Annotated in this window: 21 protein-coding genes; 11 read left to right on the plus strand and 10 right to left on the minus strand. The window is 63.9% G+C overall.

Translation table 11 applies throughout. From position 1 onward, the window contains the following. Window positions 1–97: 97 nt before the first annotated feature. The gene (locus tag Q8J98_RS10160) at window positions 98–1,123 is read left to right on the plus strand and encodes a hypothetical protein (RefSeq protein WP_305294235.1); all 1,026 of its coding nucleotides are present in this window, start codon (window positions 98–100) and stop codon (window positions 1,121–1,123) included. Between the two features lie 178 nt (window positions 1,124–1,301). Next, window positions 1,302–1,604: a DUF4389 domain-containing protein gene (locus Q8J98_RS10165; protein WP_305185064.1), complete on the plus strand. Its 303-nt coding sequence runs from the start codon at window positions 1,302–1,304 to the stop codon at window positions 1,602–1,604. Between the two features lie 18 nt (window positions 1,605–1,622). On the opposite strand, the gene Q8J98_RS10170 is transcribed toward Q8J98_RS10165, so the two are convergent. The 7 genes from Q8J98_RS10170 to Q8J98_RS10200 all read right to left on the minus strand — a co-directional run bounded on the left by Q8J98_RS10170 (window position 1,623) and on the right by Q8J98_RS10200 (window position 11,705). Continuing rightward, on the minus strand, window positions 1,623–2,477 hold the full coding sequence (locus tag Q8J98_RS10170; protein WP_305294236.1) for a YjjW family glycine radical enzyme activase: 855 nt from the start codon (window positions 2,475–2,477) through the stop codon (window positions 1,623–1,625). Further along, the gene (locus tag Q8J98_RS10175; protein WP_305294237.1) at window positions 2,458–3,993 is read right to left on the minus strand and encodes a YjjI family glycine radical enzyme; all 1,536 of its coding nucleotides are present in this window, start codon (window positions 3,991–3,993) and stop codon (window positions 2,458–2,460) included. The genes Q8J98_RS10170 and Q8J98_RS10175 overlap by 20 nt, the downstream gene beginning before the upstream one ends. A gap of 73 nt (window positions 3,994–4,066) precedes the next feature. Beyond that, window positions 4,067–6,325: a ferredoxin gene (locus Q8J98_RS10180; RefSeq protein ID WP_305294238.1), complete on the minus strand. Its 2,259-nt coding sequence runs from the start codon at window positions 6,323–6,325 to the stop codon at window positions 4,067–4,069. 4 nt (window positions 6,326–6,329) lie between these two features. Further along, window positions 6,330–7,319, minus strand: coding sequence for a thiamine pyrophosphate-dependent enzyme (locus Q8J98_RS10185; RefSeq protein ID WP_305294239.1), 990 nt, complete (start codon window positions 7,317–7,319; stop codon window positions 6,330–6,332). A 4-nt stretch (window positions 7,320–7,323) separates the two neighbouring features. Further along, window positions 7,324–9,225, minus strand: a complete 1,902-nt coding sequence (locus Q8J98_RS10190) for a 2-oxoacid:acceptor oxidoreductase subunit alpha (RefSeq protein WP_305294240.1) — start codon at window positions 9,223–9,225, stop codon at window positions 7,324–7,326. A 15-nt stretch (window positions 9,226–9,240) separates the two neighbouring features. Continuing rightward, window positions 9,241–10,749 (minus strand): NADPH-dependent glutamate synthase, encoded by a 1,509-nt coding sequence (gltA, locus tag Q8J98_RS10195; protein WP_305294241.1) that lies wholly within the window; start codon window positions 10,747–10,749, stop codon window positions 9,241–9,243. Continuing rightward, on the minus strand, window positions 10,749–11,705 hold the full coding sequence (locus tag Q8J98_RS10200; RefSeq protein WP_305294243.1) for a sulfide/dihydroorotate dehydrogenase-like FAD/NAD-binding protein: 957 nt from the start codon (window positions 11,703–11,705) through the stop codon (window positions 10,749–10,751). Before Q8J98_RS10200 ends, gltA begins: the two co-directional genes overlap by 1 nt. A 249-nt stretch (window positions 11,706–11,954) precedes the next feature. Between Q8J98_RS10200 and Q8J98_RS10205 the strand changes: the two genes are divergently transcribed. After that, a complete protein-coding gene (locus Q8J98_RS10205) occupies window positions 11,955–12,548 on the plus strand; it encodes a hypothetical protein (protein WP_305294244.1) in 594 nt (197 codons plus the stop codon). A 292-nt stretch (window positions 12,549–12,840) separates the two neighbouring features. Continuing rightward, window positions 12,841–13,464: a hypothetical protein gene (locus Q8J98_RS10210; protein ID WP_305294245.1), complete on the plus strand. Its 624-nt coding sequence runs from the start codon at window positions 12,841–12,843 to the stop codon at window positions 13,462–13,464. A gap of 21 nt (window positions 13,465–13,485) precedes the next feature. On the opposite strand, the gene Q8J98_RS10215 is transcribed toward Q8J98_RS10210, so the two are convergent. Continuing rightward, a complete protein-coding gene (locus Q8J98_RS10215; protein WP_305294246.1) occupies window positions 13,486–14,481 on the minus strand; it encodes a hypothetical protein in 996 nt (331 codons plus the stop codon). 264 nt (window positions 14,482–14,745) lie between these two features. On the opposite strand from Q8J98_RS10215, the gene Q8J98_RS10220 reads away from it, so the two are divergent. Both Q8J98_RS10220 and Q8J98_RS10225 read left to right on the plus strand, forming a co-directional pair. Next, window positions 14,746–16,416, plus strand: a complete 1,671-nt coding sequence (locus tag Q8J98_RS10220; protein WP_305294247.1) for a tetrathionate reductase family octaheme c-type cytochrome — start codon at window positions 14,746–14,748, stop codon at window positions 16,414–16,416. Continuing rightward, the gene (locus Q8J98_RS10225) at window positions 16,409–17,077 is read left to right on the plus strand and encodes a cytochrome b/b6 domain-containing protein (RefSeq protein WP_305294248.1); all 669 of its coding nucleotides are present in this window, start codon (window positions 16,409–16,411) and stop codon (window positions 17,075–17,077) included. Before Q8J98_RS10220 ends, Q8J98_RS10225 begins: the two co-directional genes overlap by 8 nt. Before the next feature lie 51 nt (window positions 17,078–17,128). Here the strand turns inward: Q8J98_RS10225 and Q8J98_RS10230 are convergent, their stop codons facing one another. Then, complete coding sequence (locus tag Q8J98_RS10230) at window positions 17,129–17,689, minus strand: DUF882 domain-containing protein (RefSeq protein ID WP_305294249.1); 561 nt, start codon at window positions 17,687–17,689, stop codon at window positions 17,129–17,131. Between the two features lie 305 nt (window positions 17,690–17,994). Between Q8J98_RS10230 and Q8J98_RS10235 the strand changes: the two genes are divergently transcribed. From Q8J98_RS10235 to Q8J98_RS10250, 4 genes are read left to right on the plus strand one after another with little or no spacing between them, the layout of a single operon-like run. Then, window positions 17,995–19,614: a murein L,D-transpeptidase gene (locus Q8J98_RS10235; RefSeq protein ID WP_305294250.1), complete on the plus strand. Its 1,620-nt coding sequence runs from the start codon at window positions 17,995–17,997 to the stop codon at window positions 19,612–19,614. A 56-nt stretch (window positions 19,615–19,670) separates the two neighbouring features. Further along, window positions 19,671–20,762, plus strand: coding sequence for a UDP-3-O-(3-hydroxymyristoyl)glucosamine N-acyltransferase (gene lpxD, locus Q8J98_RS10240; protein WP_305294251.1), 1,092 nt, complete (start codon window positions 19,671–19,673; stop codon window positions 20,760–20,762). A gap of 12 nt (window positions 20,763–20,774) precedes the next feature. Further along, entirely contained in the window at window positions 20,775–21,038 is a 264-nt protein-coding gene (locus Q8J98_RS10245) for an acyl carrier protein (RefSeq protein ID WP_305185049.1), read from the plus strand. A 4-nt stretch (window positions 21,039–21,042) separates the two neighbouring features. Next, on the plus strand, window positions 21,043–22,251 hold the full coding sequence (locus tag Q8J98_RS10250; RefSeq protein WP_305294252.1) for a beta-ketoacyl synthase: 1,209 nt from the start codon (window positions 21,043–21,045) through the stop codon (window positions 22,249–22,251). A gap of 61 nt (window positions 22,252–22,312) precedes the next feature. Here Q8J98_RS10250 and Q8J98_RS10255 read toward each other — a convergent pair whose 3' ends face one another. Then, window positions 22,313–22,972 (minus strand): invasion associated locus B family protein, encoded by a 660-nt coding sequence (locus tag Q8J98_RS10255; RefSeq protein WP_305294253.1) that lies wholly within the window; start codon window positions 22,970–22,972, stop codon window positions 22,313–22,315. A gap of 408 nt (window positions 22,973–23,380) precedes the next feature. Here Q8J98_RS10255 and Q8J98_RS10260 point away from each other — a divergent pair. Then, window positions 23,381–23,833 (plus strand): helicase HerA-like domain-containing protein (locus Q8J98_RS10260; protein WP_370868078.1); only part of this gene is annotated, 453 nt, incomplete at its 3' end.

Below are 23,833 nucleotides of genomic sequence, written 5' to 3' on the forward strand. Positions count from 1 at the left end.
TGCCGGATTTCACTGCCGCGCGCCGCGCGGATCGGGCTTGCGGCGCGCGCTACCCGCGATCAGTCTGCCAGCAGATGGCGGCGCAAGGGAGCGCAGAATGATTGTCCTATTCGTTCACGAGATGAACCGGAACCCGGCGCGCAAGCTTTTGGCCGAAGCGCGAAGCGGCCTGCCGCCGATCCGTCTGGTTACCTATCAGCAGGCATTCCGAAGGCTGTCATTTCCAGCGGGCACGCTCATCTTCACCGACTTCGAGTTTCTTGACGGCTTTGGCATGATGGCTGCCGCTGCAATCGCCGAGGCGGCGCTGCGCGACAATCCGCAAACCCTGATCCTCAACCATCCCTGCCACGCCGCCGAGCGCTACCCGCTCTTGCGCCGCCTGCATCGGGTCGGGCTGAACCCGGTCGAGATCACCCGGCTCGACGGCGGCGACCGCCCGGCGCGTTACCCGGTGTTTCTGCGGCTTGAGGACGGCTGTCTTGGCTCGGAGACCGGGCTTATCACCTCGGATGAGGCATTTGATGCCGCCATCGCGGATCTGCGCGGCTCCGGTCGGCCGCTCAAGCGCCGGGTCGCGGTCAGTTTCGAGTCAGAGCCTGACCGCGAGGGCCTTTTTCGCAAATACGGCGCTTTCCGGATTGGGGACCAGATCATTCCGCAGCACATCCTGCGCAGCGCCGACTGGGTGGTGAAATCCGCGAAAAGCGAGCTTTCCGAGGCTTTCAACGCCGAAGAGTTCGCCTATGTGCGCGACAACCCGCATGCCGAGGCGCTCATGCAGATGTCCGATATCGGAGGGCTTCAGTTTGGCCGGATCGATTACGGGATGGTCAGCGGGCATCCGGTGATTTTCGAGATGAACCCGAACCCGACCTTTCCCCGGTTCAGCAAGCGCGGCGGCGACCGGCAAGAGCGCAGGGCGATCATCCTGCGGGCGGTGGCCGCCGCCTTTGCGGCGATTTCCAGCGCCGAGAATGGCCATAGGCGGATCGGTTTTGCGCCGCCGCTTGATGCGCGGCGCTACATTCAGACCTCGCGCTGGGGTGCCGTTTCGCGCCTGATCTGGTCTTGGCGCGCGCAGCTGGCAGAGCGGCGCGCGGGCGGGCATGGGGCGGGGTAAATCGGTGCGATCCCCGGGCCGGGTCCGGATATGATACAGTGCGGTGACCGGGCACGCCTGCTGGCTTGATCCGGGTCATGGCGCGGGCGACTGATTGGGTGTTAAATGCCCACCGAAGTCGCTGGAATTGCGGCAAGTGGCGGCCTCGTGCCGGGGCTTGCCGCGAAAGGAGAGCAAGATGGACCAAATTGCGGATACACCCCCCCCTGAAACCCCGACCGAAGCTGTTGCAAGCGATCTGCCGAAGAACATCTGGATGCACGGGCTCTTGATGCTGGTGATGCTGGTGCTGCTCCGGGTCGCCACAACTCTGCTGACGCTCTGTGCCGTGATCCAGTTCCTCTGGATGTTGATCGGCAAAAGCCGCAACGAAGGCATCAAGAGCTTTGGCGAAGGTCTGGCGCACTGGCTGGAAGTGGCCTCGCTTTTTCTTGCCGGGAAAAGCGACGTGAAACCGTTCCCGTGGAGCGCCTGGAAATAACGGCCAGAGTTGCGGCGGCTAGAGCCAGACCGAAGGTGTGACCACCTCGCCCAGCCCCGCCGCCCGCAGCTTTGCGGCGGCGGCTTCGACCCAGGCGCGCGGCATCTTTGGCCAGTCGCGCGCGGGCCCCTGTACGCCGTGGTGCTGAAATGCGTTGAGCTTTATGCGCACCGGCCCAAGCCCGCGCGCAAAAGCGATCAGCGCATCGATTTCGGCGTCACTGTCGGTAAAGCCCGGCACCATCAGAAAGCGCAACTCGTAAAGCTTGCCCGCCTTCTGGGCAATGCGCGCGCTTTCAAGGCTCTTGTCGTTCCTGCGCCCGGTCAGCGCGGCATGGGTGCCAGGCGCAAAGGCCTTGATGTCGAGCATCACCCCATCGGTCACCGGCATGAGCCGCTGCCAGCCCTGCGGCCCGAGGTGGCCGTTTGAATCGATGAAACAGCTGAGCGCCGCAAGTGCCGGATCGGCCTTGATCGCGGCAAAAAGCGCCTCGACGAATTTTGCCTGCACCGTCGCCTCGCCGCCAGAAATGGTTATGCCGTTCAGAAACGGCAGGTTCTGGCGCAGCATCGCCAGCACGTCTTCGACTGTCAGGCTTTCAGTCATCGGGCTTGCGCTGATCGGGCAGGCGCGCAGGCAGAGGTCGCATTCGTCGCAGCGCGCGGCATCGAAGGCGATGGTGCCATTGGTCAGCGAAAGTGCGCCTTGCGGGCAGGCGGGAACACAGTCGCCGCAGTTGTTGCAAATGCCGATCGTATGCGGGTTGTGGCAGCCGGGGCAGGCAAAATTGCAGCCCTGCAGGAACAGCACCAGCCGGTTGCCGGGGCCATCGACCGCCGACCAGCGCAGAACCTTACTGACGTTGGCCCGCATCGAGTTCCTGCCCGACTACCCGTGGTTTGCGCGCCAGAATTCCGGTGAGCTTGGCCGCCTCGGCCCCAAGCGCGGTGGTGTTGGTGCGCGAACCCTCGCCCGCATCCTGGCGGGCGACATCTGAAAGCCGGATCATGTAGCCGGTCACCCGCACCAGATCGTTCGAGGCAACATTGGCGGTAAATTCGCGAAAGCCGCTGGCGAAAGCTCCCTTGCAAAGCTGAAGCACTGCGGCCGGGTTTGCCTTCACGGTCTCGTCCAGCGTCAGGATCTCGCTCACGCCGCTCGCGTAATAGCGGTGCTGCGGGGCAAGCGCCTGCACATGGGCGACCGGGTCGGGCTCGGTACCATAGGCAATGCGGATGCCGGGGGTGGTTTCGCTGTCGGTCGAAAGCCCGGCTTGCGCGTGCAGCATTGCGCGCCCCCGCCAGACATTCCGCATCGGGCGCGCCTCGACCATCGCGGCCAGAGCTTCGGTGATGCGCAGGCCAAGCGCGTTGGCGTTTTGGTCGTGGCCATAGCGGCCCGTCAGGCCTGCCTTGCCTTGCAGAATGTCCACCGCCTCGGCCATGCCGAAAACGCCGAACATTGCGGTGAAACGGTCGCGGTCGATCCAGCCTTCGGTGACGAGGAAACTTTCAAAGAAGCCGGATTCGTCATAGAGATAATCGATGCGCGCCTGCATCAGGTTGAAACAGGTCTCGACATAGCGGGGCAGAAGCTCACCAAGGAAATGCTCGATCCCCTTGGCCCGCAGCGCCACCTCGCGCAGGTTCACCCGTGCCAGGGTCGAGGCACCGCCGCGCAAGGGCAGGGCGTTGTAGCAGCTGACAATGCCGTAACCCGCTTCGTCAAAGGTTGCGGCGTGGATCGGGTGGTTGGCGATATGCGGCTTGGAACATTCGGTGATGTTGGTCACCGCCTGCGCCAGCAGCGCCTCGGTGCTGACTGCGGGGTCATAAAACAGCGTCAGGTTCGGGGCGATCTGCTTGAGCTCGGCATCCACCCGCAGAATGGCGCGGGCCACCGCGTTATCGGTCGGGCCGATATTGGCATGCAGAAAGGCGTCCGGCAGAACCCGGTCGATATAGCGCCAGAAGCGCTTGATCTTGCTGTAAAGTTCGTCGTCGGAGACACCGGCACAGAACGGCAGCAGCAGCGCGTCAAGTTGCCCGATATAGACCGGCATTCCGGTGATCGAGGGCACATGATGATAGGCAATCATCAGCGTGTTCAGCGCATCATCAAGCGTTTCGGGGGGCGGCAGTTCAAGCCAGCACGAACCCTTTTCCAGCACCACCGAGAAATCGGCCAGCACATAGCGCGGCCGGTAGGGTGCCGCACCCTCGTACATGTCGCAGATGATGCGCGCATCAAGCGCGTCGCGGGTTTCAGGATCAAGCGCGGGGTAGGCCAGCAGGTTTTCCGCCTGCACCGCCAGCGCATGCGCCTTTTGCGCAGGCGTCAGCGCCGGATCGTTGACGATGGAGCGAAGCCTTTGAAACCCGTCGAGCATTGCGGCCCCCCATGCGGCAAAGCGCCGCGTCGGCGCAAGATAGCGCCGACGCGGACAAAACGAAAGCACTGCCTCAGGCAAAGGCCTTGGCGCGCTCGATCAGGGCAGGCAGGTCGGGCTCGTCCGGGTTGCGCGGCTTGCCGGGGTGAATGATCGACACCTGACAGCCTTCAGCCGCCTCGACCAGTTGGCGGAAGCTGCCGCCGTCAGGGTTGACGATATAGGCCTGCATGTTGTCGTTATAGGCGAAAAGCTGCGCGTTGATCTGCGTGCATTCGTTGCAGGTGGTGCAGCGCGCGGTTTCGATCCAGGGCAGGTCCGAAGGCGGCGCGGCGGCGGCACTGGCAGCGGGTGCCGCCGTGGCCGCTGCGGATGGCGCTGCGGCTCTGGCGGGACTGGCCGCCGGGACGGAGGCAACAACGGCGACGGTCGGTGCCGGGCCGACGCTTGCGGGGGCGGCAGCGGCGGCTGCCGCAACAGCCTTTGCCACCGCCTCGGCCGTCCGCGCCTCGAACTTCACCCGCTCGGCGGCAAGCAACCGCTCGGCGTGCGAATTGCGAATGCCGGCAAGCTCTTGCAGGCGCCGCCAGGCATCAATCGCGCGGGTTGCCGCTTCGGCCACCTTTTCTGCCACGCCGCAGCGCGTCAACTCGTTGTGCGCGTTGATGCCAAGCACATAGGGAACCCGCGCCACCGCCATGGCCGGTTCGAGTGTCAGCCAATCGGCGGCAGGCAGCATCTTTTCGGACCAGTCCTTTTGCGCAATCGGCTGGCTGTAGCGCGCGTAGCGTGCATCGCACATGGCAAAGTCGATGAAGCTGAAGGCGGTATCGATGCTCAGCCGCTGCCCGGTGCCATCTTCAAAATCGAGCCGATAGCCGGGCCAATCAGCCTCCAGCGCCGGGTTGGTGGCAAGGTCGAACCGCCGCGCCCAGTCGGGGCCAGCCGAGGGGTCGTAGCAGAAGGTCGGAAACGCGCGCGACTCGGTTGCCGCCGCCGCCAGAAGGTAGGGGGCGACCCCCTCCACACTTGGCGTGGCACCCGAATAGACGCAGAAAAGCGCCGCGCCATCGTAGCGCATGCCGCGCACCAGGGCATCGCGCATGCGGTAAAGATGCGCCGAGGAAACCTGCAATGCGAAGGCGTTGTTGGTGCCCATTGCCATTGCCGCAAGCCGCGCCGAGCCGCCGCCAAAAGCGTGGCGAGATGGTTCGGGCGAGGTGGTCCCCAGAATGTCGTCGGTCTGCACCAGCACCTTGATCGGCAGGCCCGATGCCAGTGCCTCGAAGGCGCGCACGGTTTCGGCGATGTCGTCCTCGCCGTCGCGCAGCAGCACCAGCGCGGCGGGAAGCAAGGCTTCCTGTTCCGCGGTAAGGTCGCTTTCGTCGTAAGCGTTGAGCACCGGGTCGTGCTGGGCAGGGCGATACTTGCCCTCGGCTTCCAGCTCTGCCGTGGTCAGCGCCTTCACGAATTCCACCATTTCGGGCAGCCGCTCGCGGTAGGCATCAAGCGCTCTGGCGCAGCTTTCGAATATGTAGCTGTGCGGCTTGGGCTGGCCGGGCAGCAGTTCGGAACCGCGCACCGGGCCATAGAAGCGCTGGCCGCCAAGCACCGAAAGCGCCCAGCCAATGCGATGCAAGCGGTCTTCGGGCAGCCTGTCCACCGGCCGCGCGCGGGCGAGAATGCCGGACAGGGCACCAAAATCGATGCCGACGCTATCGGCTTGGCCGACGGCAGATTTCAGCGCCTCGGCACCATGCGCCTCGTCCGATTTCATGAAGTCGGCCTTGAGGATGTCGGAAAGCCGCAAGATCAGGCCATCGACCTTCTTGCGAAAGGCCGCGGCCTTGTCGCGGTGAACAGCGTGCCAGGCATGGCTCAGCACCGCCTTGGGTGTGGCCGCATCGCAGCCGATCACCATGCCATCGGCATGCAGCCGCTCGCGCGCGCGGTCAAGGTTGGTGTCCATCGGGCCGAAGGGCTGTTCGCCCTGCGCCTGCAAAAGCGCCGCCGCCGAGGTCCGCCACAGGTCTGAAAGGCGGCCGCTTTCACCTGCGGCGACACGGCGACGTATCGCGGCCTCGAGCCGCAGCACCTGTTGGCGTTGCGCCTCGCCTGCCGGGCCCGGCTGGGCGACAGCACCAAGCGCGTCGTCGATGAGCCGCATCAGCGGGCGGAACTGGGTCCCGCCCTTGTCATCCTCGACCAGCACAAGCGGGTAGTCGTAGCGCAAATCTTCAAGTGTGCCATAGCGCGCAAAAAGCGCGGGGCGGTTGACTGCGCTGGCAGGGCCATGGCTGGGCGTGGTTCCGGGCATTTTCTGGTGCTGCATGTCTTTACTCCGCTGCCACCGGTTCCGCGTCATCGGGCCAGATCGTGACCTTGTCGAATTCCTCCCGCAGCACGGTCTCGACCAGCGCGGGGGTCGACGGCCGTTCGCCGGCGCGCAGATCGTCGTAGCAGGGCACCGAGGGATCGTTGTAGAGAATGCCCACCGGAATTTCGTCGGCAATCGCCGCTATCGCCAGGGCGCGGCCCATATCAAGCGGGTCGTGGGTTTCCTGGTTCTTGTAGACGCGCGAAACCTCGGGGCTGAGGCGCAGCCCGTTGCCATGGGTGAGAATGCGCATTTTCGAGGGGTCGCGCACATAGTCGTCAAAGCGGTGCTGCATGAATTCCGGGCAGCGCTGCAAGATGCGCACGAAGGACAAGCCACGGTGATGGAACGCCTTTTTCAGGATGTCGTAGAGCAGATCGGGGATCCAGTCCACCGCCTGCGCCACGAACGACACGTTGGCAACCCCGAGTGTCACGGTCAGAGGATTGAGCGGCAAGAGCACTGAGCCAAAGGGCGTGGTGTTGCTTTTCTGGCCGATCGGCGAGGTGGGCGAGGCCTGCTTCTTGGTCAGCCCGTAAATCTGGTTGTCGTGCAAAAGCACGGTCATGTTCATGTTGTAGCGGATCGCGTGGATCCAGTGCGCGGCACCGATGGAGGTGCAGTCGCCGTCGCCGGTGGTGACGAACACGTCGAGGTCGGGGCGGCGGATTTTCACGCCTTCGGCAACCGGCAAGGCACGGCCGTGGATGCCGTGAAAGCCATAGGCGTTCATGTAGTGCGGCAGTCGGCTGGAACAGCCGATGCCGGATACGCAGACGGTCTTTTCAGGGGCCAGTTGCTCATCGCGGCAAAGTTTCTGCATCGCGGTCAAAATCGCGGTATCGCCGCAACCGACGCACCAGCGCGGCGCGATGTCGCTTTGGTAGTCCGATAGCGCATAGTCGGTTTCGACCATGCGCATCATGCAGGCGGAAAGATTCTCGGACATCGGGCTATTCCTTCCCAAGCTTGGAGCGCACGGCGGCAACGATTGCGGTGGGTTTCAAGGGTTGCCCCCGGGCGTTGCCCCAGCAATCGATGTCAACCAGGTAACGCGAGCGCAACAGCAGCGCGAGGCTTGAATAGCGGCGGTTTTCGGGGGTGATGAGCGGGTCCGAAAGCGGGTCGTTCCAGTTGTTTTCGATACTCATCACATGGGTGAAGCGCTTCATCACCTCGCCAATGCCAGAAGCCATCGGTTGCAGGAACTTCAGGTGCAGCGATGAGGCCGCGATGCCCTGGGCGCGCAGAATTCCCACCGCCTCCTCGATCGCGCCAAGCGTGCTGCCCCAGCCGATCAACAGCATTTCGCCGCTGTCGCCGCCACAAAGCGGCGGCAGCCGCAGCGTGGTTTGCAGCGCCGCAAGCTTGCGCGAGCGGTTGAGCAAGCCTTCTTCGTTGATCTCGGGGTCGTAGGCCACATGGCTGTCGCGGTCATGTGCAAGGCCGGTCAGGCAGTGCATGCCGTTCGGCTGGCCGGGGATGAAGCGGGTGGCAATGCCGGTGCGCGGATCCCAGTCATAGGGCTTGGCATCTTCGGGCACCGGGCTCTGGTTGACCGGCGGGGCCAGCCAGTCTTCGCGGAAGCTCGGTCGCGGGAAGGGTTGCTGGGCGGTTGCAAGGCTCGCATCCGACAGCAGCATGACCACCATGTTGAAGGTTTCGGCGATCTTGCGCGCAGTGATGACCGAATAAAAGCAGTCCTCGATGGTCGAGGGTGCCATAACCACCTTGGGGGCATCGCCGTGACCGCCGAAAATCGCCGCCATCAGATCGCCCTGTTCCACCTTGGTCGGCAGCCCGGTCGAGGGGCCGCCGCGCTGCACGTCAATCACCACCAGCGGGATCTCGGCCATCACCGCAAGGCCAAGCGCCTCTTGCTTGAGCGAGAGGCCGGGGCCCGAGGTGATGGTGACCGCGCATTTGCCCGCGTAGCTGGCACCAATGGCGAAGGCGCAGGCGGCAATCTCGTCTTCGGCCTGGTGCACGACGCAGCCGACCTTTTCGAAGATGTTGCTCAGGTAATGCGAGGTCGAGGTGGCGGGCGTGATCGGATACATCGCGCACACTTCCATACCCGAGGCGACCACGCCGAGCGCGAGCGCGGTGTTGCCGTTCATCACCACCTGCGCTTCTGTCGCGCGCTTGGCCGGAACGGTGAAGCGCAGATCGAGGTTGGTTTCTGCCCAGCTGCGGCCGGCATCAAGCAACTCGATGTTGGCATCGATGATCTTCTGGTCTTTCTTGCCGAAAATCCGCGCCACCTGCGCCCGCGCCAGCCCTTCATCAAGGCTGTAGATGCCGCAGAGCATGCCGAGCACGAACATGTTCTTGCCCTTGCGCGGGTCGGGCACGAGCTTGAGGCATTCCACCTCCATCGGCACCTCATAGACGCGAAAGCCGCGGGTGCGGATCTCCTCGACAACCTGCGCGTAAGAGGCGGCGATGCCCGCGTTGCGGTCATTGCGCCATTTGCTTTCCATCAGGATGATGCCGCCGGGCTTGATCTCGTCGGCGTGCAGACGGCTGAGCAGCACCTGTTCGTTGAAGGCCACCACGAGGTCGGCCTCGTTGCCGCCGTTTGTCACCGGGCCAGAGGCAAAGCGCACCCGGTTGCCCGAAGCCCCGGCCACCGAGCGGTGCGGGGGCTGGATTTCGGCGGGAATGATTTCCACCGTCCAGATGCCGTTGCCGGATCGCGCCGCGATGGCACCGAAGCTTTGCCCGCAGCGTTGCGCGCCTTCGCCCGAGTCGGAAACGATTTCGACGATGTGCTCGCTCAGCACCACCGCTGGCTTTGGCCTCGGTTTGCTCGGTTGCCGTTCGATCACCGCCTGTTCGGCTTTGTTGTCCATAATCTGCCTGCTTTCCTAGATCAGCCGCACATGGGTAAAGTTGCGTTCCGCCAGATCGATGCCGAAAATGCTGCCATCGAGCCCGGCATGCTCGGGCGCGTAAACCCTGCCCGAGTCGCGGATGCCGAGGTAGCGCTTGATGCTTGCCGCAGCCTTGCGCCCGGCACCCATGGCCAGAATGACCGTGGCGGCACCGGTGACGATGTCGCCGCCCGCATAAACCCCCGCAAGCGAGGTGGCGAGGCTATCGTCGCACTGGATATAGCCGCGCTTGTCGAGCTTGAGCTTCGAGGTCTGCCCGAGGATCGGATTGGGCGAGGTGCCGATTGCGTAAACCACGGTATCGGCCTCGAAATCGAACTCCGACCCCGGCACCACCACCGGGCTGCGCCGACCGCTCGCGTCAGGGTCGCCCAGTTCCATCCGCACGCAGCGCAGCGTGCGCACGTTGCCATTCGCGTCGCCGAGTATCTCGACCGGGTTGGTCAGCCAGTGGAATTCAATGCCTTCTTCTTCGGCGTGGTGCAGTTCTTCCTTGCGTGCGGGGCATTCGGTTTCGGTGCGCCGGTAGATGCAATGCACCTCTTCCGCCCCAAGCCGCAGGCTTACCCGCATCGCATCCATCGCGGTATTGCCGGCACCGATGACCGCGACGCGTTTGCCCAGACCCAGCGGCGTGTCGTAGGCGGGGAACTGACCGGCGCGCATCAGGTTGCAGCGGGTCAGAAGCTCGTTGGCCGAAAGCACGCCATTCAGCCCCTCGCCGGGAAGGTCCATGAAGCGCGGCGAGCCTGCGCCAGTGCCGATGAAGACCGCGTCATACCCCATCTCGCCAAGCATCTGTTCAATGGTGAACAGCCGCCCGACCAGCGTGTTGCACTTGATTTCCACCCCCAGCGCCTCGATTGCTCCGATCTCCGCATCGACAACCGAATTCGGCAGCCGGAATTCGGGGATGCCGTAGCGCAGAACGCCGCCCGGTTCGTGCAGCGCCTCGAAGATCGTGACCTTGCACCCGGCCTTGGCAAGGTCCGCCGCGCAGGCCATGCCTGCCGGACCCGACCCGACGATGCCGACGCGAAAAGGCTGCCGTTCGATATGGCTGACCTTGCGCCAGCCCTCGGCAATGGCGCGGTCGCCCAGCCAGCGTTCCAGCCGCCCGATGGCGACAGGTTCCAGCGTGCCGCCCGCACCCACCGGGCAGACGCCTTCGCACTGGTCTTCCTGCGGGCAGACGCGGCCGCAGACGGCGGGCAAAAGCGTCGAATCCGTCAGCAGATCATAGGCTCCCTGGTAATCGTGCTTGATCATCCGGGTAATGAAGCCCGGAATGTCGATGTTGACCGGGCAGCCCTCGATGCAGGCGGGCTGCGGGCAGACCAGGCAGCGCTCGCATTCCAGAAGCGCGTTCGGCACGTCGAAGCCGAGTGCCACCTCGTCAAAGTTCTTGGCGCGGATTTCGGGTTCCTGCACCGGCATCAGCGCGCGCTGCTGCGGAATCGAGCGGATCGTCTTGCGGGCCATCAGTGCGCCCCCCCGGCTTCATGCGGCAATTGCGTGCGGCGGCAGTTTTCGTCGTAACGTTCAAGAGCGTCGCGTTCTTGCGCCTTGTAGCGCTTGAGGCGCAGCATCAGGTCATCGAAATCGACCTTGTGGCCATCAAAGTCCGGCCCATCGACGCAGGCAAAGCGGATCCGGTCATCAACCTTCACCCGGCAGCCGCCGCACATGCCGGTGCCATCGACCATGATCGGGTTGAGGCTGACCATGGTCTTGACCTTGTAGGGGCGGGTGGTCTCGACGCAGCCTTTCATCATGATCGGCGGGCCGATCACCACCACCTCGTCGACATCGACATGGGCCTGCAGCGCCTGGGTGATGCCGAGCGTCACGAGGCCCTTGATGCCGACCGAGCCGTCATCGGTGCAGATGATGAACTCGTCGCAGACAGCGCGGAACTTGTCATCCCAGAACACCAGATCCTTGTTGCGAAAACCCACCACGCCGATGACGTAGGCCCCGGCTTCCTTGAAGGCACGGGCCTGCGGGTAGATCGGCGCGACGCCAAGACCGCCGCCGACGCAGATCACCTTTTTCGCACCCGATACATGGCTCGGCACCCCCATCGGGCCAACGATGCCGTAAAGCGTGCCGCCTTCGTGCAGCGTTGCCTGCATCTGCCGGGTGGATTTCCCCACCGCTTGCACCACCAGCGTCACCGTGCCGCGGTCCCGGTCAAAATCGGCGATGGTCAGCGGCACCCGCTCGCCATGCTCGTCGAGAATGATGATCACGAACTGCCCGGGCTTCGCGGCGCGCGCCATTGCCGGGTGTTCGACCTCCAGCAGAAATGTGACATCGGAAAAGTCGGTGCGTGTCAGGATCGGGAAACCCCTGGAACGAATGTCTTCGTAAGGATTTGTCTTGGAGGGGCGGGTATGTATCGCCCCGGCTGCACCTGCGTCATTGTAGTCGGTCACTGCCTTCCCCCTGTCGGTGGTTTGGCCGGACCCTACGCCGATACGTCTGCGCTTCCTTGATCTGCATCAATGGCCCGAGGCTTAGGCAAATGCCCACCGGCTCGTCCACCTTGTGCACGGCGAAAGCAGGGTATCGATCAAGTAAATATGTATCTTTGATGCACATCAAAGCGCGTCGGCACGAAAGGCGCGATAGCGCTGCAAGCTGGGCCGCGCGGCCCGGTGCGCGCGTCGTTGCAGGAGGATCCGATGGTGACAATTCTTGAACTGGCGCGGAGCGGACGCGGGGTTGCACTGGCAGTTGCGGCGCTGGCATCCGTGCTGGCGGCTCCTGCCAGGGCGCAGGTTGCCGATGGCTCTGATCTGGTGGCAAAGGGCAAGGCGATCTTCGAGGCAGGGATAGGCGGTATTCCCTGCGCCGCTTGCCATGGCGAAGACCAGACGGGCCTTGTCGGTCCGAGCATCGAGGGTGGCAGCGTGCAGATGGTTCACACCGCGTTGGAGAATGTCGAAGCGATGCAGTCGCTTTCGCTCAACCTGGCACAGATGGTCGCGGTTTCGAGCTATCTGCAATCGCTGACCCCGGCACCGGCGGCGGCACCGATGAGCAAACTGGTGCTCGAAGGAAAGGCGCTTTACGAATCGTCCGAGGCACATATTGGCTGCGTCGAATGCCACGGCCACGACCAGACCGTTCTTGTTGCACCTGACCTGACCGGGGTAACGGTTTTGCAGGTGCATGACGTGATGGATCAGATCGAACAGATGGAGGGCGTGCTTTTGACCTTGCCACAAATGGTTGCGGTGTCGGCCTACCTCAACTCGATCGACGCCCCACAGTAACTATCCGCTGCCAAGGTACCGAAGGTTCCGAAGTCGCAGGCAGCCGGGCGATTACATTTGCTCTTTTGAAAATACATATTTGATATGGGTCATGGCGCAGGGGCGAATCTTGCCGCACTGTTCCTAAGTCGGGTGGCACGGATCAGTATCGCTGCCCGGTACCTTGGTGTGGGCTTCATCGCCCCTCGGGTCGTGTGCGCCTTGGGCACATGCGGCAAGCGCGGCGTCGAGCCCTTTTCCCGAATTGCGGCGGCAGTGCCTGGGTGCGTCGCCCCTGAACGAGGAGGTCGTCATGAATTTGAACCATCTGCGCAGCGCGAGGGTTTCGGTCGCAGCCATTGCCCTGGGCTTGGCCGGGGCGGCAACAGGCTGGGCACAGACGGTGCCAGATGCGGACCTGGCCGCCAAGGGCAAGGCAATCTACGAAACGGGTGTGGAAGGTGCCGCCTGCGTCGACTGCCACGGCCTTGACCCGGTTCTGGTCGTCGGGGGGCTTGTTCCTGGCCAGGATTTCAACACGGTGCACTCGGCGCTGGCTGAACAGCTTGCGATGCAGCCGCTGACGCTGACCGAAGAACAGATCGCCGCCGCTTCGGCCTATCTGCTCAGCATTGGCACCGCGACGGCCACGCTCGTTGCACCGGGTGCCGCGGGTACCCCTGCCTCGACCTCGCCGTCCTTCATCCAGTTGGCGGCCATGGGCAAGGCCATCTTTGAATCCGGGCCCGACGGCCTTGGCTGCGTTGAGTGCCATGGCCATGATGCAACCGTGCTGGTGGCACCGAACCTTGGCGGCAAGAACCCTGGCCAAGTGCATCTGGCGCTCGCCACCGTTGCCGGAATGGACGGCATCAAGCTTAGCGCTGACGACCTCAAGGCCGTCATCGCCTACCTTGAGCAACAGGCCGTCAAATAGGTTCCAGTTGCGCCCCGACGGTCATTCCGGTCGGGGCGCGGCGTTTTGTGCCGCAGGCGGAGCGGCGGGTTTCTGCCCCACCCAGCCTGCCGCCTTTTCGCCCAGCTTGCGGAACTTGTCAGAGGCGCGGGTGAGCTTTTCTTCCCATTCCGGGTTAGGGGTCTGGCCTTCGGTGACCTTGAAGAACACCTGCAACATGCATGCAATGGCAAGGGGTTCGATCAGCGCCGCCTTTGCCGCCCAGGCGAACAGCAGCGCAAACACCACGCCGCCTGCCGCGATCGTGCCGGGCATCAGGTAGACCACCGCGGCGGCGGGTGCGAGCATGACCACAAACACCACCAGCGACAGGCCATAGACGATGGCGGTAAGCCAGACCGCATTGATCATGATCGGCTTGGCGTTCTGCCCGTAAAGCACCAGTGCCTCGCGCGCGCTGGCAAAGGGATTGTCTGATTTCGTGCGGATCGCATGGGCCAGCATCACCTCGTCAAGCAAGCCGACAGCAACCCGCAGATAGGCGCGCACCAGCCCCATGATCTTGTCGAGCCCCGGAATCGGCAGAATGGTAAGCAAGCCCTGCACCAGACCGGTGATTGCGCCAAGCACGCCCTTGATAAGCCGGTCGAGCACGAAAAGTGCCGAAGCCTGACCGAACCGCTCGGTCACCACGGCGCGGGCATGTTCGATCTGGCCCCGCCCCTGCGGCAGGGTGCCGCCCTGCAATAGTTCGACCATCACCGCGATATGGCCCGCCTTGACGACATAAAGCAGATAGTCGCGCAGGAAGAACAGCACCCCGGCGACGCCGCCAAAACCGATCAGGCCGCCCCAGAACGTGGATGAGGCGCGGAATTCCTCGTCGCCAAAACCACCGATGCCCCAGCCGATGCCCGCGCCGGTGCCGGTGGCGATGATATAGGCGGCGGTGATGGCAAAATAGACGACCATGCGGAACAGCACGAAAGGTGCCGTCTGCCGCATCAGGCCCAAGCCGCGCGAAATGCTGAAATCCATGTCAGTCCCCTGATCCGGTTGGGGTGGAGCGCCACCCAAGGCGAAGTCGAGCATTACGCGCCCATTTGGTGCCGGGAATGCACCTTGATGCAAGCGATTCGGGCTTGTCGGGTGCTGGACGCGGGGGCTGGAATGCGGGCGCAATGCGCGCGGGGTGCGACACAATGCCCTGCCGCTGCGTCAATTCGGCGTTTGCAGAATAATATGTGTCTCCAGTAAACTAATTACAGGGAGTTATCTTTTCATACTTTAGACGGGGTACTGATGGCACATCGCGCATGGGCACTTGCGGCGTTCGCGCTCGCGCCGATCTTGTGGGGAGGAGCAGTGGCTGCTCAGGCCGAGGTTGCGGCGGCGGGGGTGCCGGCGGCGGCACTTGTCGGCAGCAGCACCGCCGACCATTCCAAGTTCGAGGTGCTGAAAAAGCCCTTCGCCTCGGGGCCCGAGGTCACGCAAGCGTGCCTTAGCTGCCACACCGAGGCCTCCGATCAGGTCATGCACACGGTGCACTGGCAGTGGGATTACACCCAACCCGAGACCGGGCAGTTGCTCGGCAAATCGGAAGTTCTGAATTCCTTCTGTGGTAACGTGGCGGGCAACGAGGCGCGTTGCACCTCGTGCCATATCGGCTATGGCTGGACCGACGTGCGCGAAGAAGCCTCGTCCGATCCGACACAGGTTGATTGCCTGGCTTGCCATGATACGTCAGGTCAGTATGCCAAACAGGACAATCAAGCTGGCAAACCGCCGCTTGATCCGGTCGCGCCGGGGGCGAAAACCATCACGGGCGCTGTGGCGTGGGCGGTGAACCTCTCGGAAGCCGCGCAGTCCGTCGGCGCGCCGGGGCGCGATAATTGTGGCAACTGCCATTTCTACGGCGGCGGCGGCGACAACGTTAAACACGGCGATCTGAGTTCGGTGCTTTACGCGCCCTCACGCGATGTCGATGTGCACATGTCGAGCGAAGGTGCCGACATGACCTGCGTCGATTGCCATGTGACCGAGGGTCACGCCATCGACGGCAGCCGTTTTGCGACCAACGTGACCGACCCGCATGCGGCAGACCGCCTGCCCGGAGCGGCCTCGGATGTCGCGGCCTGCGATTCGTGCCATACCAATGCGCCGCATCCGGCGACCGTGGTCGGGCTGAAGCTCAATGACCACACCGACCGGGTTGCCTGCGAAAGCTGCCATATTCCCAGTTTCGCGCGTGGCGGCATTGCCACCAAGACGCTGTGGGACTGGTCTACCGCCGGACGTCTGACCGAAGACGGCAAGGTTATTTCCGAGCACGGCTATACGCAGGGCAACGGCACCGAGTTGCATAGCTACATCTCGACCAAGGGTAATTTCGAATGGGCCGAGAACGTGGTGCCCCATTATGCGTGGTTTGATGGCAACGTGACCTTCACCCTGCGCGATACCGTGATCGACCCGACCTCGCGCGTCGAGATCAACCAGTTGCATGGTGACGCCGCCGATCAGGACTCGCGTATCTTCCCGTTCAAGCGGATGGAAGGGCGACAGGCATTTGATACCGTCTCGAACCGGCTTGCCTTCAACCATGCCTATGGTCCCGGCACGGACACCGCCTTCTGGGTCAACTTCGACTGGGCAAAATCGTTGCAGGCGGGGATGGACTATGTCGGCGAGGGTTTTTCGGGCAACTTCGGCTTTGTTGACACCTACATGTATTGGCCGATTGCGCACATGGTCGCCCCGGCGCGCGACGCGGTCGATTGTGCCGAGTGCCATTCGCCCGGCGGCCGCATGGTCAATATCGCCGGCATCTATGTGCCCGGCAGCGGGTTGGGAATGGGCGGCAAGCTTGGTTTGCTGGTTTTCATGATGGGCGCGTTGGGCGTGCTCGGGCACGCGCTGCTGCGCGTTTTCGGTGCGGCGCGGCGCAAGCGCGGAGGGGCTGAACATGGCTGAGCGTCTGGTCAAGGTATATTCGCGTTTCAACCGCATCTGGCACTGGTTGCAGGTGCTCTCAATCCTGATGCTGCTGTTCACCGGCACCCGGATCATGAGCCTGCACCCGATCCTGCCGTTCCAGGCTGCGGTGACGCTGCACACGCTCACGGCGCTGTTCTTGCTGGTGCTCTGGGCGTTTGCCACCTTCTGGCTTTTTACCACGGAAAACTGGAAGCAGTTCATTCCGCGCTACGAAGGGCTGCCCGCGGTGATCCGCTTTTATGCCTGGGGGGTGTTCAAGGGCGAGCCGCACCCCTACCACAAGGCCTATCACCGCCGCCACAACCCGTTGCAGGCGCTATCCTATCTGGCGCTGAAGGTGGTGCTGTTCCCGGCCATCTGGATCTCGGGGCTGGCCTATCTGGGCTACACTTTCTGGGCACCTGCGGATCACGCGAGCTTCTGGCTGACCATCGTTGCGAATATCCACATCCTTGCGGCATTTTCGGTGGCGACCTTCGTGGTGCTGCATGTCTATCTCTTGACCATCGGCCACGGTTTTCGCGAGCATGTGCGCCCGATGATCACCGGTTTCGAGAAAGTCGAGGTTTCGGCAGAGGCGGAGGCCTATTTTGCCGCCGAAAAGCCCGAGCGGCTGAAGGAAGAAGCGCAGAGCTGAATACGAAAAAGCGCCGCGAAAGCGGCACCTTTTTCAGCAGGGCTGCATTGGTCAGCTGCCCCAGGTGCGCAGCGGTCCGCAATCCATATGCACGAAATTCGAGCGGCTGTACTTGCCAACCCCACCGGCATTGCACGCCGCTGCAGCCCGGTAGATCTGCGAGACCGAGCGGCCATCAAGCCGCAGATCGGCGGCCTGACCCTGGATATGCAGCGAATTCGCCGCAACCCCGCGCGAAACCCGGCGCATCGCATCGTTGGTTTCCTTGGAGCGGTAGCCCGAAAGCATGTTGTAGGGGGCGGAAGCCTCCATCAGGCGGTGCGAGGCGGCGGCAATGTCGATGGTGCGCGGATCGATACCGATCACTTGATTGTTGCGAACGTCGCGCATGAAACGGCTGATCTCGGCCATCGCCTCTTTGATGTATTCGCCTTCGACCCAGTAAACCATGTCGATCGACTCGCCGGTGCGGCCCGAGAACATGCGGATGCGGCGGATGTCGCCAGCGCCCTTGAGAAAGCCGAATGGCTTGCCGGAGGCTGGGGCAGCGACGATCATGGTTGCCGCAAAGGCACCAAGAAGGCCGCGCCGAGAAATTGACCCTGTGTTCATTCCGCTTCGCCTGTCCCGTATTTGCCGTATTTGCCAACGGCTTAATCGATTGTTCACACTCAACCACCGAAACTTTATGGCACAAAGCGATTCGCCTTCCAACATCGCTTTTGTCGCACAAGGGGAATTCATATGCCGATCGGCCACTTTTTGCCGAAAGCGCGCGGCTGTTGCGCGCGTGCATCGCACTGTGTCGCGTTTGCCCTGCCCGCGCTTGCGCACGCGAATGTGCGCGCCGGGGGGTGGACAGCCGCGACATTTTGTCTGACCCTGCGGTGAATGTTTTGACCGGTTCAGAGGCGGGTATGGTGGAGTTGACACATTCGGGCACATGGCGCGGGCTGGTGCAGCGGGTTCTTGTTGCCTGGCTTCTGGTACTTGGGCTTGCACTGCCCGCTACGGCGCAGCTTTCGGGGTTTCAACAGGCCCTTGCCGAGGCTGCTTCGTCGGACCCGGCGCTTGCCGCATTCTATGGCAACCGTGGCTATGAACCGATCTGGACCACCGGGGCCGATGCCGACCGTCGTGGCGCGTTCTTTGCCGCGCTTGCCGCCGCCCCGGCGCATGGCCTTCCTGCCGCGCGATACAGTGCCGAGGCGCTGGCCGCGCGGTTTTCCAGCCTGCACACCGAGCGCGACCGCGCCCGGCTTGAGGCGGCAATGTCGGCAACGCTGCTGACCTACGCGCGCGATGTTCAGGTAGGTGTCGTCACCAACCCTGCGGCGCTGGAAGATGGGTTGGTGCGCAAGCCAAAGCGGCAGGACCGGCTGGCGATTCTGGATGGTTTCGCGGGTGCAGATCCTGATGCCTTCCTGCGCAGCCTGCCGCCGCAGGTGCCTGAATACGCCCAGTTGATGCGCGCCAAGTTCGATATCGAGGCGGCGCTGGCGCGCGGTGGCTGGGGCCCGAAGGTTCCGGCGCAAGGCAAACTGGAACCCGGCGCTACCGGCCCGGCGGTGATTGCGCTGCGCGACCGGCTGATCGCGCTTGGCTATCTTGGCCGCAGCGCCTCGGCCAGCTACGATCTGCCGCTCCAGCAAGCGGTGCAGATGTTCCAGCTCGACAACGGGCTGACCGCCGACGGTGTGGCGGGCGAGACCACGATGCGCGAGGTCAACCGGGACCCAGAGGAACGGCTGCGCGCGATCGTGGTGGCGATGGAGCGGTTGCGCTGGATGTATGGAACCGAGCGCGGCGCGCGCCACGTCTGGGTGAACCTTCCCGACTTCTCGGCAAAAATCATCGACGACGGCAAGGTCACCTTCCAGACCGTCACCGTGGTCGGGCAGAACCTGAAGGATACCCGCAGCCCGGAATTCTCGGATTTCATGGAACATATGGTGGTGAACCCGAGCTGGAACGTGCCACGCTCGATCACCGTCAAGGAGTATCTGCCGATGCTCCAGTCAGACCCGAACGCGGTTTCCTATCTGCAATTGATCGATGTGAGCGGCAGGGTCGTTGATCGCAGCGGGCTTGATTTCACCCAGTTCGACGCCAACACCTTTCCCTTCGACATGAAGCAGGCCCCCTCCAACAGCAATGCGCTGGGGCTGGTGAAATTCATGTTCCCCAACCCGCACAACATCTATCTGCATGACACCCCGTCGAAATCGCTGTTTTCGCGCGAAACGCGGACCTTCTCGCACGGCTGCATCCGGTTGCAGCAGCCATTCGACTTTGCCTATACGCTGCTGGCGGCGCAAAGCAGCGATCCGCAGGGGCTGTTCGCGCGGTATCTGCGCACCGGGCAGGAAAGCATCCTGCCGCTGGAACGCTCGGTTCCGGTGCATCTGGTCTATTTCACCGCCTGGCCCAACGCCAAGGGCCGGACCGAGTTTCGCCGCGACATCTATGGCCGCGATCAGGCGATTTACCAGGCACTGCAAAACGCCGGGGTGGCGCTGCCTTCGTGGCAGAGCTAAACCGGAACCGGAAGCGGCGGGGCAAGGTGGCCCCGGCGCAAGATCCGGGGCCAACCATGCCGCAGACCGTAGCATCCATTGCCCGCATGCTTGGGCTTGTCGCCGAAGGTGAGGTCGGGCTGACCGTCACCGGTGTTGCCGAACCCGCGCTGGCGGGGCCGGGTGACCTCGCCTTTGCCGGAAACCCGGAATACGCGGCCGAGCTTGATAAAGGGCAGGCGCGCGCGGCGTTGCTTTGGGCGGGCGCTGATTGGCGCGGGTTGGGGCTTGCCGCAGCGATTTTGGCCGAGCGGCCGCGCTATGCGATGGCGGGCATCAGCCGGCTGTTCGATCCCGGCCCGGAAATCGCCCCCGGTATCCACCCGAGCGCGGTGATCGACCCAAGCGCAGAGATCGGCGCAAGCGCGGCGATTGGCCCCTTCGTGGTGATCGGGCGCGATGTGCAGATCGGCCCGCGCGCCCGCATCGGCGCGCATACCAGCATTGCCGAAGGCTGCCGGATCGGGGCAGATGTGCTTCTGTATCCGCGTGTCACCATCTGCGCCCGCGTCGAGATCGGTGCGCGCTTCATCTGCCAGCCCGGCGCGGTGATCGGCGGTGACGGCTTTTCCTTCGTGACCCCGGAAAAATCGGCTGCCGAGGAAGTGCGCCAGACGCTTGGCCAGCGTGGCGCGCTGCACCCGCAGGCCTGGGCGCGCATTGCAAGCCTCGGCGGCGTGGTGATTGGCGACGATGTCGAGGTGGGGGCGAATACCACAATCGACCGGGGCACCGTGCGGGCCACCATGATCGGTTCGGGTACCAAGCTCGACAACCTCGTGCAGGTCGGCCACAACGCGCAGATCGGCCGCGACTGCCTCTTGTGCGGGCAGGTGGCCATCGGCGGCTCGGCGCGCATCGGCGACAGGGTGGTGCTGGGCGGCAAGGGGGGTGTCACCGACAACATCATCGTCGGGGATGATGTGGTGGCGGGGGCGGCGACGGTGATCTTGTCGAACGCGCCCGCGGGGCGCGCCCTGTTCGGCACACCCGCAATCAAGATGGAACAACAGATCGAGGCATGGAAGTACATGCGCCGTCTCGGGCGACTATTCGCGCAGGTGGCAGAATTGCGCGAAGCTGCTACAAGGGCGCGCGACAAGGATTGAACGGAGGTATTCATGGCCAGTGCAGTTGCGGACGAAATCATTGCCATTATCGCCCGGCAGGCGATGCTGGACGCGCGCGAGGTGCGGCTCGACATGACGCTTGACGAGTTGGGCTTTGACAGTCTGGTGCTGGTTGAGGCGCTGTTTGCCATCGAAGAGAAATTCGACGTGACCGTGCCCTACAATGCCAACGAGCCGGACGAGACAGACTTTGACATCTCGTCGGTCGGCGCGGTCATCGCCGGGGTCGAGGCGCTCGTGGCAGCCAAGGTCTAGCCTCATGGCGCGGGTTGTCATTACCGGCGCGGGCAGCATCAACCCGCTCGGGCGCAATGTGGCCGAGACCTGGGCAGCGATGCAGGCGGGGCGTTGCGCCATCGGACCGCTGGAGTTCCGCGATGTGGAACGGCTATCGGTGAAGATCGGCGCGCAGGTTCATGGTTTTGTTCCGGAAGACCACCTGAGCCGCGCCGAAATCGGCTTTTCCGACCGCTTCGCGCAATTCGCGCTGGTCTCCGCCAGGCAAGCGGTGGCGCAAGCGGGGCTTGTCTTTGAGGGCGAGCTTGCCGACCGCGCAGGGGTGGTGATCGGCACCGCCGGGGGCGGTCTGACCACTTCCGACGAGGCCTACCGCGCGGTCTATGCCGAGGGCAAGAACCGGGTTCACCCCTTCGTGGTGCCGCGGCTCATGCACAATGCGGCGGCAAGCCAGATCAGCATTGCGCTGGGTCTGCGCGGCCCGACACTGGCAGTTTCCACCGCCTGCGCCGGGTCGAACCACGCGATGGGGCTGGCGTTTCAAATGGTGCGTTCGGGTGCGACCCCGGTGATGCTGGCGGGCGGTGCCGAGGCGATGCTCTGTTTTGGCGGCATCAAGGCCTGGGAAGGCTTGCGGGTGATGTCTGCCGATGGCTGCCGCCCGTTCAGCGCCGACCGCAACGGCCTGGTGCAGGGCGAAGGGGCCGCGGTTTTCGTGTTCGAGGAGTATGATCGCGCCCGCGCGCGCGGTGCCCAGATTCTGGCCGAAGTCGCGGGTTTTGCGATGGGGGCCGATGCCGGCGACATGTTGACGCCCTCGGTCGCGGGCGCGGCACGCGCCATGGCCGGGGCGCTCGCCGATGCGCGGCTCGCGCCCGAGGCGGTGGGCTACATAAACGCGCATGGCACCGCCACGGCGGCAAATGACCGCAGCGAATGCGCCGCCGTGCGGCAGGTGTTTGGCGCGCATGCCGACCGGCTGATGATTTCGTCCACCAAGTCGATGCACGGGCATCTGATCGGTGCCACCGGGGCGGTGGAGCTTCTTGCCTGCCTGATGGCGCTCGGCGAAGGGGTGATTGCCCCGACCGTGGGCTACCGTGTTCCCGATCCCGATTGCGCGCTAGACGTGGTGCCGAACGAGGCGCGGCAGGCGCGTGTCGATGTCGTGCTGTCGAACGCTTTCGCCTTTGGCGGGCTCAACGCCGTGCTGGCGCTGACGCGGGTCTAGGCAGAAACGGCAAACGCCGCCCCTTGGGCGGCGCTGCGCGGTTTGGGAAGGAATGCGCGGCTCAGGGTCGCGGCGTCGGCGCGTCGGATGGCACAGAAGGCGCGGTTGCAGCGGCGGTAGCGGCGGCAGCGGCGGCGGCATCCGATGCGGCATTGGCGGCGTTGACTGCCTCGTAGCCTGCGGCAAACCCGGGCAGCGTGATTGCCACGCTCACAACCTGGTCGGGTGCCACCATCGGCACCAGCGACATCACCGCCGAGGTGCCGGTTTTCATGTACTCGATGTCTTCGCTTGAAAGCCCGGCACGGGCGACGCAGCCGATCGAGTTGCAGAAGGTGAAGGGGTAGCGGCGCGGTTCGCCACCATCAAAGCTGATCGCAACCATCTGCGTGAGCAGCGTTTCGAGCGGCGTCAGAATGGTTGCACCAGCCGCCGCCGGTTGCCCCGGGGGCAGACCGAACAGGCTGATTTCGGCAACCGCGTTGCCATCGGAATCCTTCAGCAACTGGTAAAGCTGGCAGGGGTCAAAGCCGTCGGCGCTGTGGATGCATTGCATTTCCCAGTCGCCATGGGTCGCCGCGATGTAGGTTTCGCCTACCACCACTTCTTCCGTCGCCGCAGCATCGGCGGCGGGGGCTTGCGGTGCCGCGTCTTGCGCGAAGGCGGGTGCGGCGAGACCGAGAAACAGCGAAAGTGCCAGAGGTTTGAACATGTCAGCCATGGGTTCCATCCTGAAAAAATAGGCGTTGCGGCCCGATTAGCACGGCAGGCAGAAGGTGTCAGCGACCAAATTGCCCCATGCCCCGCCGCACAGGGCGGAAACCCGCCACGTTCGCGTGAGCGGCTGACCAAAAGAAAAGGGCCCCCCGCGGGGTGCCCTTTTCCGATTATCTCCCTGTCGGACTGGCCGACTTTCATTGCAGGTGACGCTAATGCGAGCAGCCGCTTCCGTCAACAGCCAAGAATCCGCCTCGCGACCCCCTCTCGGGGCAAAAAGACGCCGCGCCAGGCGGCGCGGCGAGTCTGACAGGGAGGAAGTAATCCGCGCGAGAGGACAGAGGCGCGGATCGAGGGAACACTGGCAGAGAAAGGTTAACACTGTATTGTGGCTCCGGAATCCTTGCTGGGAGTGGGCGCGGTGTTGACGGAAAACGGCGTTTTTGTTGGTGGCGGTGGTGATCTCTATGCAACGCCGCAGGAGCTGTTGCTGAAATACGGCAACCGCCACGGCCTGATCGCGGGGGCAACCGGAACCGGCAAGACGGTTACCTTGCAAGTCCTCGCGGAAGGGTTCTCGACCGCCGGGGTGCCGGTGTTTCTGGCCGATGTGAAGGGCGACCTTGCGGGGCTGGCGATGCCGGGAACCGCCGCAGGCAAGCTGCACGAGGCGTTTTCAAAACGCGCCGCCACGATCGGGTTCGATCTTGCCTACCGCGCCTTTCCGGTGACCTTCTGGGACATGTTCGCCGAGCAAGGCCACCCGGTTCGCGCCACGGTAAGCGAAATGGGGCCGCTTCTGCTTTCGCGGCTGATGAACCTCAGCGAGGCGCAGGAAGGGGTGATGAACATCGCCTTCCGGCTT

It is taken from the genome of Phaeovulum sp. (assembly GCF_030684035.1).
In the GTDB taxonomy this organism is placed as follows: domain Bacteria; phylum Pseudomonadota; class Alphaproteobacteria; order Rhodobacterales; family Rhodobacteraceae; genus UBA6213.

What these genes read in the sequence shown, in the direction of transcription:
- Q8J98_RS10160 (WP_305294235.1), top strand. Translation starts at nt 98, where the DNA reads ATGATTGTCCTATTCGTTCACGAGATGAACCGGAACCCGGCGCGCAAG.
- Q8J98_RS10165 (WP_305185064.1), top strand. Translation starts at nt 1,302, where the DNA reads ATGGACCAAATTGCGGATACACCCCCCCCTGAAACCCCGACCGAAGCT.
- Q8J98_RS10170 (WP_305294236.1), bottom strand. Translation starts at nt 2,477, where the DNA reads ATGCGGGCCAACGTCAGTAAGGTTCTGCGCTGGTCGGCGGTCGATGGC.
- Q8J98_RS10175 (WP_305294237.1), bottom strand. Translation starts at nt 3,993, where the DNA reads ATGCTCGACGGGTTTCAAAGGCTTCGCTCCATCGTCAACGATCCGGCG.
- Q8J98_RS10180 (WP_305294238.1), bottom strand. Translation starts at nt 6,325, where the DNA reads ATGCAGCACCAGAAAATGCCCGGAACCACGCCCAGCCATGGCCCTGCC.
- Q8J98_RS10185 (WP_305294239.1), bottom strand. Translation starts at nt 7,319, where the DNA reads ATGTCCGAGAATCTTTCCGCCTGCATGATGCGCATGGTCGAAACCGAC.
- Q8J98_RS10190 (WP_305294240.1), bottom strand. Translation starts at nt 9,225, where the DNA reads ATGGACAACAAAGCCGAACAGGCGGTGATCGAACGGCAACCGAGCAAA.
- gltA (WP_305294241.1), bottom strand. Translation starts at nt 10,749, where the DNA reads ATGGCCCGCAAGACGATCCGCTCGATTCCGCAGCAGCGCGCGCTGATG.
- Q8J98_RS10205 (WP_305294244.1), top strand. Translation starts at nt 11,955, where the DNA reads ATGGTGACAATTCTTGAACTGGCGCGGAGCGGACGCGGGGTTGCACTG.
- Q8J98_RS10210 (WP_305294245.1), top strand. Translation starts at nt 12,841, where the DNA reads ATGAATTTGAACCATCTGCGCAGCGCGAGGGTTTCGGTCGCAGCCATT.
- Q8J98_RS10215 (WP_305294246.1), bottom strand. Translation starts at nt 14,481, where the DNA reads ATGGATTTCAGCATTTCGCGCGGCTTGGGCCTGATGCGGCAGACGGCA.
- Q8J98_RS10220 (WP_305294247.1), top strand. Translation starts at nt 14,746, where the DNA reads ATGGCACATCGCGCATGGGCACTTGCGGCGTTCGCGCTCGCGCCGATC.
- Q8J98_RS10225 (WP_305294248.1), top strand. Translation starts at nt 16,409, where the DNA reads ATGGCTGAGCGTCTGGTCAAGGTATATTCGCGTTTCAACCGCATCTGG.
- Q8J98_RS10230 (WP_305294249.1), bottom strand. Translation starts at nt 17,689, where the DNA reads ATGAACACAGGGTCAATTTCTCGGCGCGGCCTTCTTGGTGCCTTTGCG.
- Q8J98_RS10235 (WP_305294250.1), top strand. Translation starts at nt 17,995, where the DNA reads ATGGTGGAGTTGACACATTCGGGCACATGGCGCGGGCTGGTGCAGCGG.
- lpxD (WP_305294251.1), top strand. Translation starts at nt 19,671, where the DNA reads ATGCCGCAGACCGTAGCATCCATTGCCCGCATGCTTGGGCTTGTCGCC.
- Q8J98_RS10245 (WP_305185049.1), top strand. Translation starts at nt 20,775, where the DNA reads ATGGCCAGTGCAGTTGCGGACGAAATCATTGCCATTATCGCCCGGCAG.
- Q8J98_RS10250 (WP_305294252.1), top strand. Translation starts at nt 21,043, where the DNA reads ATGGCGCGGGTTGTCATTACCGGCGCGGGCAGCATCAACCCGCTCGGG.
- Q8J98_RS10255 (WP_305294253.1), bottom strand. Translation starts at nt 22,972, where the DNA reads ATGGCTGACATGTTCAAACCTCTGGCACTTTCGCTGTTTCTCGGTCTC.